The sequence below is a fragment of the Planktothrix sp. PCC 11201 genome, from assembly GCF_900009135.1.
In the GTDB taxonomy this organism is placed as follows: Bacteria; Cyanobacteriota; Cyanobacteriia; order Cyanobacteriales; family Microcoleaceae; genus Planktothrix.
The window spans coordinates 69,201-84,515 of sequence record NZ_LT797685.1 but is presented as its reverse complement, the minus strand read 5'-3'; the positions used below and the strand labels follow the sequence as shown (position 1 = coordinate 84,515).

Annotated in this window: 10 protein-coding genes; all 10 read right to left on the bottom strand. The window is 38.6% G+C overall.

Translation table 11 applies throughout. The features are described 5' to 3' along the window. Positions 1–68: 68 nt before the first annotated feature. On the bottom strand, positions 69–1,142 hold the full coding sequence (locus PL11201_RS00785; protein WP_079676751.1) for a glycosyltransferase family 4 protein: 1,074 nt from the start codon (positions 1,140–1,142) through the stop codon (positions 69–71). Between the two features lie 41 nt (positions 1,143–1,183). Beyond that, a complete protein-coding gene (locus PL11201_RS00780) occupies positions 1,184–2,056 on the bottom strand; it encodes a glycosyltransferase family 2 protein (RefSeq protein ID WP_079676750.1) in 873 nt (290 codons plus the stop codon). Next, on the bottom strand, positions 2,053–3,126 hold the full coding sequence (locus PL11201_RS00775) for a glucose-1-phosphate thymidylyltransferase (RefSeq protein WP_079676749.1): 1,074 nt from the start codon (positions 3,124–3,126) through the stop codon (positions 2,053–2,055). The genes PL11201_RS00780 and PL11201_RS00775 overlap by 4 nt, the downstream gene beginning before the upstream one ends. Before the next feature lie 82 nt (positions 3,127–3,208). Beyond that, on the bottom strand, positions 3,209–4,084 hold the full coding sequence (rfbD, locus tag PL11201_RS00770) for a dTDP-4-dehydrorhamnose reductase (protein ID WP_079676748.1): 876 nt from the start codon (positions 4,082–4,084) through the stop codon (positions 3,209–3,211). Further along, complete coding sequence (rfbC, locus tag PL11201_RS00765) at positions 4,081–4,629, bottom strand: dTDP-4-dehydrorhamnose 3,5-epimerase (RefSeq protein WP_079676747.1); 549 nt, start codon at positions 4,627–4,629, stop codon at positions 4,081–4,083. The genes rfbD and rfbC overlap by 4 nt, the downstream gene beginning before the upstream one ends. An 88-nt stretch (positions 4,630–4,717) precedes the next feature. Next, complete coding sequence (locus PL11201_RS00760; RefSeq protein WP_079676746.1) at positions 4,718–6,490, bottom strand: hypothetical protein; 1,773 nt, start codon at positions 6,488–6,490, stop codon at positions 4,718–4,720. Between the two features lie 72 nt (positions 6,491–6,562). Beyond that, entirely contained in the window at positions 6,563–8,437 is a 1,875-nt protein-coding gene (locus tag PL11201_RS00755; protein ID WP_079676745.1) for a putative HlyD family type I secretion protein, read from the bottom strand. A 252-nt stretch (positions 8,438–8,689) separates the two neighbouring features. Then, positions 8,690–11,701 (bottom strand): peptidase domain-containing ABC transporter, encoded by a 3,012-nt coding sequence (locus PL11201_RS00750; protein ID WP_079676744.1) that lies wholly within the window; start codon positions 11,699–11,701, stop codon positions 8,690–8,692. Beyond that, the gene (locus PL11201_RS00745; RefSeq protein ID WP_079676743.1) at positions 11,698–12,450 is read right to left on the bottom strand and encodes a peptidylprolyl isomerase; all 753 of its coding nucleotides are present in this window, start codon (positions 12,448–12,450) and stop codon (positions 11,698–11,700) included. Before PL11201_RS00745 ends, PL11201_RS00750 begins: the two co-directional genes overlap by 4 nt. Before the next feature lie 257 nt (positions 12,451–12,707). After that, a complete protein-coding gene (locus tag PL11201_RS00740; RefSeq protein WP_079676742.1) occupies positions 12,708–15,281 on the bottom strand; it encodes a glycosyltransferase family 2 protein in 2,574 nt (857 codons plus the stop codon). Between the last annotated feature and the right edge of the window lie 34 nt (positions 15,282–15,315).

Here is a 15,315-nt window from a genome sequence, read left to right as displayed (position 1 = left end):
GCTATAGGTAAATACTTACTGTGAGCAGCTTTTAGCTTTCAAGAATGTCCTAATAGATGTGGCGACTGCTATAAGTAGTTTTGGATAATTTTTGCTGTTTCTTGTCCGGTTTTTTCCCAACTAAATTGTTGAACTTGTGCTAATCCTAATTCTCTTAAATGCGATCGCATTTCTGTATTATTAGCTAGGGTTTCCATGGCTTCTGTAATTTCTTCTACTTGATAAGGATTAACATATAATGCCGCCTTTCCCCCCACTTCAGGTAAGGAAGATAGGTTAGAGGTAATTACAGGAGTTCCGCAAGCCATCGCTTCTAAAACAGGGAAACCAAACCCCTCCCAAAGACTGGGAAAAACGACAGCAATGGCTCGATTAATTATTGTAGTTAATTCATCGGTCGGAACATAATTTAAAAACTTGATTTGTTGAGTTAATTCTAACTCTTGAACTTGCCTTTTAAGTTCAGGGGTATAGGTTTCATCCGTTGGGCCGGCGAACCATAATTCGTATTCGGATAAATTTTTAAAGTTAGAAAAAGCCCTAATTAATCGAGATAGATTTTTATACGCATCATGACGACCAATATATAGGAAATAATTGCGAGTTGGCAAATCTAAAAATTGAAATCTCTGCGGGTTGTAGGCGAGGGGAATGGGTGTGATTTTATGTTCTGGAATGTTAAAAAATTGAACTAAATCTTGCGCCGTTGAGATAGAATTACAGACAATATGTTCAGCTTGGGATAATACTAGGGGAATATAATATTTAAAATAAGCAGTTAACCGAGAACCTCGCCTCGGAAACCGTAACGGAATTAAATCATGGGCCATGACAATCGACCGACATCCTGAATATAAAGGAGCTTCTGGAAGGGGAGAAAATATCAAATTTCCCTTTAATTCCTGATAAATTTTAGGGAGTTTAAATTGTGTCCAAAGCAACCGCCTAATATGTCCCTTTGTTCCTTGGTCGGGGGTCATATTATTAGGAACAGAATAACAGGAATAATCGAGGTTTTTTTTAGCAGTTAATAAGGTGGGTTCCAAAGGTTTTAAAGCGGGTAAAATATGACTGGCATAAATAGATATTCCCGTAGGTTTAGGAATTAAAAAGGATAAATTAATCAAGAGTGATTTACTCATAAAAAATCTATAATTGAAAATATTACTAAATCTATAATAGCTTATTTCTGATATATTTTAACAATAAAGTTTACAACTCCTTTGAGTTTATACCAAGATTTTTGAGGAGTAATTAAGATTGTAATTAAACCGATAAAACTAATTCTAAATAACCAGTAGAGCGAAACAGCTTTAGAGGTATGTTTATGAAGACTGAGGAGGTAACTGTAAATACTGTATTGAAGTTTAAGGTTAGGGTTTCTCTGGGTAATGGATGAAGTTTCATGAAATACTTGCATTTGTGAAGTAATCCCAATTTGATATCCTTGATTTAGATATCTTAAACAGAAATCAAAATCTTCATAATAGAGAAAATAGTTTGGATCAAATTGAGGACATTCTCTAAATTTTTTCAAATTAATTAATAGACTGCATCCCGATACCCATTCTGTTAACTGATAAGGTTGATTTTGCAAGATTTCTGATAATTGATTACCGATCCTAATTATCCCTGTTTTTCGGTGAAATTGCCCTTCTGTAAACTCTAATTCTCCTTTATTATTATAAATAACTGTTCCTAAAATAGATAATTCTGGGTAAGATTTAAAGAAATTAATTGCTGGAGATAGGTAATTTTCAGATAAATAAGCATCAGGATTAATTAACCACACAATAGCTTGAGAATCTTGTTGATAAACCCAAGTTAAGCCTATATTACAAGCTCGACCAAATCCAATATTTTCGGGTGCGTCAAATACTGAAATAGACGGAGATTTTAACCGATGAATAGAGAGATCATCGGGAGAATTATTAATGATAATTATTTGATAATTTATCCCCTGTGGAGACGCGCCGTGGCACGTCTCTACAATGGAATCGATTAACCTTTGAATCAATTCGGTGGAGTAATAATTAACCGTTATCCAGTAAATCACGCTAATTCAATTTGACTATCATCTCCAATCATAAACCGTAGGGCTTTAGGTCGTTGAGGGGCGGTACTTAAACTAGCTCGACGACCAATTACCGTATCTACAATACGTTGATTAATCCCAATAATTTTAGCTTCACTCAAGAGTACACTATGCTCGATTTCAGCATCAATTAAAGTGACTTGATTATCAATACTACTATAAGGCCCAATAAAGCAGTTTTCTAAATGGCAATTTTCCCCAATAATCACTGGCCCCCGCACACTACAGTTGATTAATTTTGTACCTTTACCAATTTTAACCCGTCCCAGGATTTGACTCTTTTCGTCTATTTCCACTGCAACATCGTAGGTAATACAGGAATCTAAAATAATTTGATTGGCACTGAGTAAATCATCTTTTTTTCCTGTATCTAACCACCAGCCTTCTAAGGTACAAGCTTCAACACTTTTGCGATCATCAATCAGTTGTTGAATAGCATCGGTAATTTCGAGTTCTCCTCTAGCGGAAGGTTTGATTTTAGCGATCGCCTGATGAATGGTTTTATCAAAAAAATAAACCCCAACTAAAGCTAAATTTGAGGGGGGAACTTTAGGCTTTTCAATTAATTTTAAAACCCGTCCTTGATCATCAACAACAGCGACCCCAAAAGCACTGGGATTACTCACGGTTCTGAGTAGAATTAAAGCATCTAATTTTTGCTGTTTAAATCGTTCAAAAAATTGACTCAGTTGACTTTCAATTAAGTTATCACCCAAATACATAATAAACGGAGAATCTCCTAAAAAGGGTTGAGCCACTTTTACTGCATGGGCGAGTCCGGCGGGTTGTTCTTGTAAAATATAGGTGATTTTTGCCCCAAAGCGATCGCCATTCCCCGTTAAATTTTTAACTTCTTCTCCGGTTTCTGGACTAATAATAATCCCAATTTCTGTAATTCCAGCCGCCACAATTCCTTCAATTCCATACCATAAAATCGGTTTATTAGCGACGGGAACGAGTTGTTTTGCACCGGTATAGGTCAAAGGACGTAACCTTGTTCCTTTTCCACCGGAAAGAATTAGTGCTTTCATAATTAATTGTTAGGGGTTAATAGACAATTCATCAGTTTAGAATTTCTGAAAACATCCTGTAGAGACGTTCCATGGAACGTCTCTACATCGTTAATTCCTGTAACATTTTTCGCAGTCCTTGCCTCCATTGAGGGGGGTGATTTCCCAGCAGATTTGCTAATTTTTTTCCACTTAAAACTGAATAGGCGGGGCGACGAGCCGGCGTTGGATATTCGGGGGTGGTAATAGGAATAACGCGCTCAATTTTTAGGGGAAAACCTAATAGTTTGGCTTCTTCAAAAATGGCGATAGCAAAATCATACCAACTGGTCACACCACTATTTGTACAGTGATAAATTCCGTAGGTTTGATCATTCAAAAGGGGCATTAATTGCACAATAGATTGGGCTAAGTCTCCCGTCCAAGTCGGACTTCCCACTTGATCACTGACCACTCGAATTTCCTCCCGGTCTTTGCCCAACCGTAACATGGTTTTCACAAAATTTCCGGTTCCACCTACACCATAAACCCAGGCGGTTCGGAGAATTACAAATTTAGCTTGGGTGGCTTGAATTGCCATTTCTCCAGCTAATTTTGATTCTCCATAAACACCTAAAGGGTGAGTCGGATCGGTTTCAAGATAAGGATGACTTTGGGTTCCATCGAAGACATAATCCGTGGAAATGTGAATCAATGTTGCGTCTAATTGCTGACAGGTTTTAGCTAAAATACCGGGTGCAATGCCATTAATTTTTAGGGCTAATTCCGGTTCACTTTCCGCCTTATCTACTGCGGTATAAGCAGCGGCATTAATCACCCATTCTGGCTGAATTTCCTGAATGAGCCGTTCAATTTCTTGGGTTTGGGATAAATCTAAGGTATCTCGTCCGACACTGACTAATGAACCCCTAGAAGCGAGGAAAGGTTGCAATTCTTGACCGAGTTGACCATCTTTTCCGATCAGTAAAATGGGTTTCATGAGAAAAATTCCGCCGTTTTTAAAGGTTGACCTGCTTGATCTTTGGCTGACAAAATCGGTGTAATCCCTTCTAATGGCCAATCAATTCCTAAATCGGGATCATTCCAGAGCAAAGAACGCTCATATTCCGGGGCATAATAATCGGTGGTTTTATATAACACTTCAGCAATATCTGAAATCACGACAAAGCCATGGGCAAATCCCGGGGGAATCCAAAATTGTCGCTTATTTTCTGCACTGAGAATGCAACCGACCCACTCTCCAAAATGCGGAGAACTTTTTCGCATATCCACCGCCACATCAAAAATTTCTCCTGCAATAACCCGCAACAATTTACCCTGGGTATGTTGCATTTGATAATGTAAACCACGCAAAACTCCTTTCACAGAACGGGAATGATTATCTTGTACAAACTCTAAGGTAATTCCCGTTTTTTCAGTAAATATTTTCTGGTTAAAGCTCTCAAAGAAAAAGCCTCGCTCATCCCCAAAAACCTTGGGTTCAATGATGAAAACATCGGGAATGGAAGTTGGAATAATATTCATATTTAGGTTAAACGGTGTCAGCGACTAAACATTGTACCAAATTGTTGCTTCTGGATGAAAACTAAATTAAGGGTCAATCGAGAAAGGGTTAGTCTTTCTCAAAAATTATCTTAACTTCTCCCTTCAACGGGATAAATTCATTCCCGTTAGGATTATAGACCCAAGCTTTAACCGTTGTGTTTCCCAAACCATTATGCAATTGTACAGTAGGAATTGTAACTTCCCATCGCGCATAATTATAGAGGGTAGAATCCAAGACTTGAGCAATATCGGGACTATTCAAACCAATATTAGCTTGGGCAAAAAAAGAGCGTTGGTTTCCCCTGGAGAAAAAGACGAGTTGGGGTTGATTTTGTTGCTGAGGAAAAATAGCCCATCCTTTGAAGGTGACGGAATCTTGGGGCTTGAGTTTTAAAGGTTGATCACTGGATAATGGAAAATCAATATAACCATAAAGTTGTTCTGATTCTGTTTTAAATGTGATATGATTTGCCCAATTTCTAAGGTTAACGCTCTGGAGTTGTTTCACTCCATCTTGAATCCACCAAGTGGTTTTACTTAATCTTAATAAGCAGCGTTCAGGATGGGTTTTAAAGAATTTTGAGTCTTCTAAATAGTTAATGAGTTCTAAGCAGGTTTCTCCCCGTTGTTTATTAATGACATCCGTTTGAGCTTGAGCGATCGCTATTTCTGATTTTACCCCAATTAAACAAACTAAAATTCCCCCAACAAAACTATAAATGAGTTTCGGGTAATAATTTCGCTTGAAAAAATTATCCTCTGAAATAATTATAAACCAAAGTTGAATAACAGCAATAATTAATAGTAAAGAATGGGTGGTATATCGAGAAGTATAAATTGCATAGTTTGCTCCATAATTATAACGACCTAATGTTATTAAAATTGAGCATAGGATAGAAAATATTCCAATCGAAAACCAAGGAGAGCATAATTTTATTAAATATTTTTTATTTTTTAGATTAATTAAACAGTAACTTCCTAAAAAAATAAAATTTAAGATGATAATTATTCCAATCCACATACTGAAATTTTGAGAATTTGTTAGGGGTGCAGCAATCACATTAAAAAAGAATTGAATCAGAGCCAATAACTTTTCTAGGAGAGAAAGATTGATCGTTTTGGGTTCTTGAGTGTATCCGATGGAGTAAATTAAACTGGAAATTGCAAATAAAGTTATCCAAAAAATTAGGTATTTTTTTCTTTGATGACCTGATGCTGAAATCACTATAACCCCAGGTATTAAAGCCAACCAACTCATTAAACCCTGGGATGATGAAAAAGTAGCAATTAAACAGGAAATCGCAGCCAGTAATAGCTTTGTTTTAGGCTGAATTTTATTATTATTTAAAATAAAACAACTTAAAATTACGCAAAAATTGATTAAAAATAAAGCAATTTGAAATCCCCAAAGCCAGTTTTCCGATTGAGCTAAAGAGAAAAATATTAAAGCTGTTAATAAATTGTTAAAATGAAAGAAATAGTTTTGATTTTTTGAACTACTAACAGAAATTTTATACAACAATATAAAGGTTAGTATTGCCAATCCTAAACTCAAAAAAAGCTCTAATTTAATATTCCAACTTGAAATAAATCCTAAACCAATAAAAATTAAGCGAGGAAATAGAATACGATGATTATTATGGAGTTCAAATAAGTCTTGAAATTGTAATATTCCCGTGGCTGTTTTTTCAAATAAAGCAGGTACAACCCACTGATCATAAAAAGGAACATTCACCCCAAAACAAATAATAAATCCCGTTACCCCCAAGATCGGGATTAAATACATTAGCCATAAAATAACAGCAGGAAAAGCGACAAAAGAGGAAGATTTTTGAGCCATTAACTATCAATTCTTAACTCTTACTGATAACTAGTAGAGACGCGCCATGGCGCGTCTCTACACTGATTAAAATTACTTCAAGTTTGTAATACTGTTGATCCGACCAGTAAAGCGGTTTAAGAAGATGTCTAACACCGAGCGTTTACCGACATTAATCTTAGTATTTACGGACATCCCCGACTGCAAACCAATCTTAATATTCTTATCCTCATCTAAGACAAAGCTTTGTTTATCCAATTTCACTTTTCCTTTAAACGAAAAATACTGACGGCCTTTTTCTGGGTCAGGTTTAATCGCGTCTTGACTCAACCATTTTAACTGTCCAGAAACCATCCCAAACTGATCATTGGGAAAAGCATCAATGGTAACTTCCACGGGAATACAATCTGCATCAGTAATCCCAATTTCTGATCGAGCTTCTGGAGAATCTGGACAAATACAATCTTTTTCTGCTTTACATTCAATCACTTCTCCAGCCACGGTTTTTCCATCATAGGGCTGTAAGAATTTACGTTTGACCCGTAAGGCATTTAAAACTAAAGCCAAATCCGTATTTTTAATAAAAATTGTCCCCCCAAGTCCCTTATCATCGGCTAAAATTTGCATCAATTTTTCCGTTTGTTGGGCTTCATAATAAGCCTCATTACAACGCTTCATTTTTGGATCACCTGATTTTAACACTTGCTGATTCACATAATTGCAAATGTCATCCTTGGTCATATCGACTTCAGAATTCTGTTTGGTTGAGGGTTTTAAATCATAAATTACTCCCGCCACCGGTGAACGTAAAACTTGAGTATCACGCTGTTCTTCAACCTTTTCCAGTTGAGCATTAACATCGCCTAATCGTTTTTCGTTTTCCAGTTTATATCGACTCAGTTGAGAGTCAATACTAGCAATCTGTTTTTTGTTTTCCTCAATGCGAAGATACAGGTCTTTTGCCCAAGCATCTTTCGTATTTTGTAATTCTTGTTGAGTTCGTTCAATAGAGGCTAGAACTTTTTGTTTTTCATCTTCTAATCGTTTAATTTCAGCTTGTTGTTTTTCCACATCACCTTTACGAGCATTAATTTCACTTTGACGGGTGGTGATTTGATCCTGTTGTCGTAAAAATTCATTTTGACTTTTCAAAACCTCCTGTTCCTGACGTTTTTTATTGAGGTCAGACATGGCTCCTTCATCCACTAAAGGCGCAATTTGACCCAAAATAGATTGGTTTAGATCTAAACCCTCTTGAGACTTATTAAGTTGATCCCGGGCTGAATTTAATTGTTCTTCGGAATAGCGAATTTGATTGGTTGCGTATTGAACCTGTTCTCTCGTTGCTCGAATCAAATTTTCTGTCTGTTCAAGTTGTTTGTTAAATTCAATAATTCGTCCTTCCACCGCAGACACCCGGGATTGATATTCCGCTCGGTAATTAGTCACTAAACCCCCCTGAGCGGAACTATAATTAACTGTTCGACCTTGATTATTATAAAGTTCATTAATCAAAGAATTCAAAACTTGATTTTCTTGGATTCGGGTATCTCGATCTTTAACCATGGTTTCCCATTCAGGGGGTAAAGTTCCTCGACCATTTCCCTGAATAATATTCTTATAGAATTCGTTTTCTTGATTAAGAGTCCCTTGCAATTTAGCTAAAGATTTAATATCCGCACTGGGGTTTGTCGGACTAAAGGTTAAAAGCGGTTGGTTTTTCTGAACCCGATCTCCATTTTCAACGTGCAATCTCACTACGGCTCCGGTGGTTGGGGCTTGTATTTCCCTAGCACCTTCTTTATATTCGAGTTCACCTACGGCGGGAACCGTTTGTTCAATCTGAGAAAAATAAGCCCAAACCACACCTGAAGTGGTAATTAACATGATCATCCAGAGAAAAAGATGAGACCACATCGCGGGTTTCTCAAGAATAACCGGTTGATCAACAAGGGATACAGATTTCATAAATAGTAATTAGTAAACAACAAAATCAGTAATCAGTTATCAGTAATCAGTTATCAGTGAAGGAAAGAACCTGTTTAGAGTTATTAGTAATCAGAAATTAACTCTAAACAGTGGTCAGTAAAAAGTAATCAGTTATCAGTGAAAGAAATAAAATCAAGATTTTTACTAATTGAGAGCAATTGTAACTGCTTCCTAACTCTTAAACTGATAACTCTTAAACTGATAACTGATAACTGGTAACTGATGACTGTATTAGGGGGCTTCCTGTTGTTGATACAGGCAGTAATAGCGTCCTTTCAGGGCAACTAACTCATCATGATTTCCCTGCTCAACCACAGACCCTTGATCCATCATAATAATTACATCCGCGTTTTTGACGGCACTCAAACGGTGAGTAATAAAAAACACCGTGCGATCGTGAAAGACGTCCATTAAGTGATTGATTACAGCCCGTTCCGATTGATAGTCTAGGGCACTGGTGGCTTCATCCAAAATTAACAGTTTAGGATTTTGTAATACTGTGCGGGCAATGGCCACCCGTTGTCGTTGTCCCCCCGATAAAGCCGATCCCCTTTCTCCGACCTGGGTATTGTAACCATTGGGAAGGCCCATAATAAAATCGTGAGCCGCAGCAATTTTAGCCGCCCGAATAATTTCGTCGCTACTGGCTTCGGGGTTACTCAAACCGATATTATCCTGAACCGTTCCGTTAAATAGGAGGGTATCTTGCAACACCACCCCCAATTGACGGCGGACAGAATAGAGTTCGACTTTATTAATATCGTAGCCGTCAATTAAAATTCGTCCCGATAGGGGAGCATATAGACGCTGTAATAACTTCATCAGGGTACTTTTACCCGATCCACTTAACCCCACAATTGCCACGAATGACCCTGAGGGAAAATCTAAATTTATATTAGCCAGTTGCAGTGGCCCGGTGGGATTAAATCGGAAAGACACCTCCTCAAAGGTAACTGACCCTTCAATTTCTGGTAATGGAATATTATTGCGATCGGCTTCATCGGCTTCAGGAAGGGTATCGATAATATCCCGCAACCGTTCCACCGAAATCGATACCTCTTGGATCTGTTGATAAACACTAATAAAGCGTAATAACGAGCCGGTGACGTTTCCCGAGATAATCCGAAAGGCAATTAGTCCCCCGATGGTCAACTTCTGTTCAATCACCAGATAGGCTCCCACCCATAACAGGGCAATCCCCCCAATTTTATTCAGGAAGTCACTCATCGTTCCCGCGGCCGTTTGGGTGAGAGTGGTTTGTAAACTCGCACTCATGAAACGGGCATACATTCCTTGCCACCGCCAACGGGCTGTTAATTCAATGGTTTGGGATTTAATAGTTTGAATTCCACTGATAACTTCCACAATATAGGCCATGGAGGTTCCGGCTAAACCCGCCCGTTTGCGGATTAACCGCATAATAATCGGGGAGAAGATGAAGATAATTCCAGCAAATAGGGGTAGAGGAGCTAAAGCCACCAGAGTCAGAGTTGGACTCAAGGCGAACATCACAGCGATGTAGACCACCGAGAACACCGCATCCAAAACCACTGTTAAGGCCGTCCCCGTTAGGAAGTTACGGATATTTCCCAACTCGTTAAAACGGCTCATCAAGTCCCCGACCTGGCGACTATCAAAGTAGCCCAAGGGCAGCCGCAACATATGGTCGATAATTTCCGCCGTCAGTTTGATATCAACTCGGTTGGAGCTATCCACAAACAGATAGGTTCGTAATGCCGTCAATAACCCTTCAAACAGCGCAAACCCCAACAGCAGAATCCCCAGGATATTCAGGGCGTCTAGGTTCTGTTGTCCGATCACCGCATCGATGATCACCATACTGACCAAGGGGTTGACCAAACCGAACACTTGGATGAAAAACGAAGACAGCAACACCTCAACAAATGTTGCTCGATGCTCCATCAAGGCCGGGAGAAACCACCAGAAACTAAATTGTTCTTTTTGGTCAACTCGGGGCGCTTGTAACAGCAGTACCTGTCCTTCCTCCCCCCAAATTTCCGCAAACTGCCCTGGACGCATCCGGGCCAAACCCTTTTCCGGGGATGCTAGGATGATTTCCCGTTCGGTAATGCTATAGAGAATGGCAAAACTATCTTTCCAGACCACCATGGCTGGGGCTTTGAGGCGACCAATAGCTTTAGATGGCACCTGGACTAACTGAGCATTGATTCCCAGCATTTGGGTCACGGCCCCGCAAGCCTGCAAACTAATATTACCGACCGTTGCTAACTGATTATCTAAAACTCGACGGACAATATCTTTCTTAAAGCTAATGCCGAAGAACTTCGCAATCATATTGAAGCAGGCTAGGGGCGCGTCAATTTTGCCTCTGCCCCTGACCACAGGAAACTTCAGAGCCGATTTCGGGACATTGGTTTCTGGAGTGGGGGGGACTTCAGGAGCCGAAGTCACCGCCGATAGATCGATGGTGCGATTACCGTTGCCGTTATTGGAGTCTTGAACACTCACCTCTGCATCGGAGGTTTCTACTGAGGTTTCGACTTCATAAACCGGTTCTCGCAACCCCACTAACCGAACCCCCTGGGGCCCTTCGAGCTTATAGGATGGATTACTTTCTTCTAATAAAACCCGGCTACCTGGGGCAAAACCACCCAAAGTCCCACTACTGACTAGCCAAATTCGTTGGGGATCAAGTAGGCCAGTCAATTCCTTGGTTTTCCGGCTACCCGCCGCCAAGTTCAGCACAACGGCATCCTGCCCCAGATCAACTGCTAAATTTTTAATATTGTTAACCGGAACGGCCTGGGCCTGTAGATGTTGGCTTAACAGGTCAAAAACTTCGCTCAACCCGGCTTGATCCCGGAAGGCTTCTCCAAAAGTCGGTTCTTTTACCACCCATTGCAGAAAATCCGCAGCCGACAAGGTAATACAAATTGTGTCGGTTGAAGCGATCGCGGTTTCACAAGGAACTCCTCGAATTAACCCCCCCCAACCGACAATTTCCCTGGCTCCGAGCAAGCCCAAACTCACATGGCGTTGCGCCCTGGGATCAAAACCCAGCAATCGAGCCTGTCCTTGATAAATTACAGTGATTTGAGTTGGCAATTTATCCCGCTCAAAGATCGGTTGTCCGGTACGATAGCCCAGGAGTTGGCATTTGGGCAACAGGTTCTGAAGTGCCTTCTCCGAGAGTCGATCAAAGGGAGTCGTTTCAGCCAGGAAGGTCTGAATTTGGGATTGAGAAACGGCGGATGTTGTCATGACGCAGAAGACACTGAAGTGCGAACAGGTTGTAGGGAGCCGACTTGAGCCATTTGCTCTCGTAGCCAATTTTCAAACATTTCTTCGATCATACGGCGACGCATGGATTCGTCTAACTGGGCGGGAAGGAATTTTTCCAGCCGAATAATCACGAACCATTCCGCCAAGGGGCGCGGTGCCCACAGTTGACCGGGTTGACTCACCGATAACAGTTTACTAATTGCCGGGTGGGGTTGGGATACCGGAACTGGCCCTAAAACACCCCCAGATCGAGATTCTGGCCCTTCGGAATGATCCCGGGCCACCTCAGCAAAGGAATTTTCCCCCTCCGCAATTCTGAAATAGAGTTCTTGAGCCAAGCCAGGATTTTTTGTCCGAATTAAAGAATATACAACTTGATCTAAACCACCTTTGCGAGTCAGAAAATAATTCTCGACTCGACCACTCCACATCTCTTGTTTAAATTTTTCAACTTTTACCGGGCGTTCTGCCATTTCCACAAGTTGTTCTGGGGTCATATCATAGGCTGCTAACCAAGCTGCTTTTGCTTCCGGGGAAGTAAGTTGGTGTTGACTTTCAAATCGTTCGATGGCCGCCGCCTGTTCTGCTTCTGTACAAGTGATCTTAGCGATCTCTTGATCCAAAATCACTTCTCGCAAGAATAATGGCATTAACTGATAACGCTTGAGCAGCGATGGCAAATCCTCTGCTGTAATAATGGTATCTCCGACTTTGAACAATCCTGTCATTGAACTCTCCAACCGACTTTCACTACCCCTTTCAAATTTACCCTTGGTAGTCCTCAACGGACTACTCTATCAATCAACTTGTCCAAATAATAGCAGACCGTCTACCCCTTACCTGAAATTGTTGATCTTTAAATTACCTCAACTTTCGGGAAACTGGTGAAAAAAATAGCTTTTGGTTGAACTGACGCGGATCAATGGTTTCAAGTTCCAGTGTTCGGCTGCAAAGCCCTGGTATTGTTATGGTTGATTCAGACTGGCTATCGGTTCAGACAATTATCCTTTGAGTTCAATGCTAAAAAATTAATCATTTTTTTTCTGTAATCATAAATCCTCTGGAGATTAATTTCGGCGAAATCTTCAAAATCCCACTGAGAATATTTAAGATAACACTGGGCGACATAGATCCACAAATCACAAAAAGATGAATCCGTATTTAAGTTATGAATAATATAAGCCAATAAATTTTCCTGAAAATTAATATATTTTAATCGGTCTTCTGGAGACCTAAAAGTTTGAATTGGAGCAAACAGCCAACTGATAAATTCAGGGAAAAAATATTGAGGAATAATTGCATTTTCGTATATAAAATCAAGATCATAAGCTCTTTCATATAACATAAATCCCATCAAGCCAGGAATTAAATCACAGGAAGACAAACCTTGGGAAAGTTTTTTTCTGATTGATTCAATCCATGATTGTTCAATCTCACTCACTTCTTGGTCAATAATATTACTATTCAATAAATGCTGATAAATTGGACGAATTTCGCTAGAATATCGAGTTTCTAAATCCCCAGGAGTTAAAGTTAACCAATATTTAACTAGGGTTTGACGAACTAATTGCAGACACTCTATGACTCTCTCCGTAGGGTTTTCTTGGAATTGATTCAGTAAATTAGTGATTAACTTGAGGTAAAATTGCGAGTTAAACAAGGTTTTTTGTAAAACCATCTGTTTAAAAGATAGATTCAAAAAACTATAGCAAGAATCCTGCAATAGCTTTAAATAAAGTCTTTCATAATCTTTATAATTTTCCTTTTGAACAATATTCACTTGAGTCTGTTGTTTTTTATGAATCAGGAGAGAAGATAAAGTTTGATTCACAAAAGCAATTTTATAACGACCCATAATTCTAAACCACATATCAACATCCAAAAGTTGCTGAAGTGTAGCATCAAATTCTCCTAATTCTTCAAAAACTCCTTTAGAAATTAATACTGTTGTTGGTTCTCCAATTTTATTTAATCCTCCGATTAAACAGTTGGGATCAGACAAAAGATCTTCACCTGATTGTATGGGTTTTAAATCAGACCATTTTTGATGTAAGTTAATCGCCCCATTATAAGCAGATTGACACGCTAAATCAGATTGAGAATCAGGGTCAATTAACACTTGACGGGGCGAGAAAACCAACCCTATTTCTGGATCTTGTTCTGCTAAATTAACCATATATTCAATACAATTAGGTTCTAACCAATCATCCTGAAAAATAAATTTTATGTATTTTCCTTGGGCTTGCTGAATAGAAAAATTAAGATTTTTGACCAATCCATAATTAGAATGAGTTATAATCCGATAGGGAGTAGAACAATTATTTTTAAAAGATTCAGCAATTTTTACAGTCCTATCCGTTGACCCATCATCAGAAATAATAATTTCTAGGTTAGAATAGGTTTGATCTAAAGCACTTTGAATCGCTTTTGATAAGAATTGTTCCCCGTTATAAGTCGGAATTAATATACTTACTAGCGGTTGAGATGCAGTTTCAATAGATAGATCTAATTTTGGTTGTAATGCTTCTAGGTATTTTTTTGTTTGATCAAGATCTTGCTTCAATTTCCGATTACTAATCATTTGGAAAATATCATAATTTCCAGTCAGATGAATCAGATCCGTATATTTAAAGGAATATTTTTTTTCAATATATGCAGCCGATTCAGGATTATTCATTAACCGATATAAAGTATAAATCCCAAAATATTGATGACTAGGACGATGAATATTTAAAGACTGTTTTGCGATTAAAAATTGTAGATCATCAAGGGTAATAGGAGTTTGAATAAGTTGCTGTTGAGGAAAAATAGTATGAAAATTTTGGCTAACCTCTGGACAGAAATAATGCTCAAGCACTTGAGGAATTTCCCAAGTATGTCGAATTATATTTTCCGCCGTTACCCCACTAATATTGCGATCATGAAATCGAAATAAAACTAAAGGTTCCGGTAAAATATGAATTTCTGATTTCAGACATAAACGTATCCAAAAATCTAAATCATGAATTTGACGTAATCGTGGATCATATAAACCTACTTGATTATAGCATTTTTTCTTAATCAAAACACTGGTATTACATAAAGAATTATCAGAGTAAAAAAAAGAATTTAACCATTGAAAACGATTTTTGTTTTCTTGAGCAAATAACTGTTGAAAAGACGATTCTTTACCTGGGTGATGATTACCATTTTTATCAATAATAATAGCATGGGTAAAAACCGCATCAAATTTAGGGTTTTCATCCAAAAAATTAACTTGTTTCTCAAGTTTATTCGGTAAAAAAATATTGTCAGAATCTAAAATAGCAATGAGTTCTCCCGTCGCCTGATGAATACAATGATTGGCTGCTATACTCACTCCTTGATTCTGATCGAAAGAAAAATAGCGAATTCGAGGATCTTGTTTTTCTTGAATAATTTGCAAGGTTTTATCCGTAGAACCATCATTAGTGATCACAATTTCAAAATCTTGGTAGGTTTGGTTTAAAACACTATCAATTGCTTCAGAAATGTAGGAATCTTGGTTATAGGTTGGAATAATAACGCTAACTCTAGCCATAAAATTTAGGGTAAAGATTTGATAAAAAATTTTT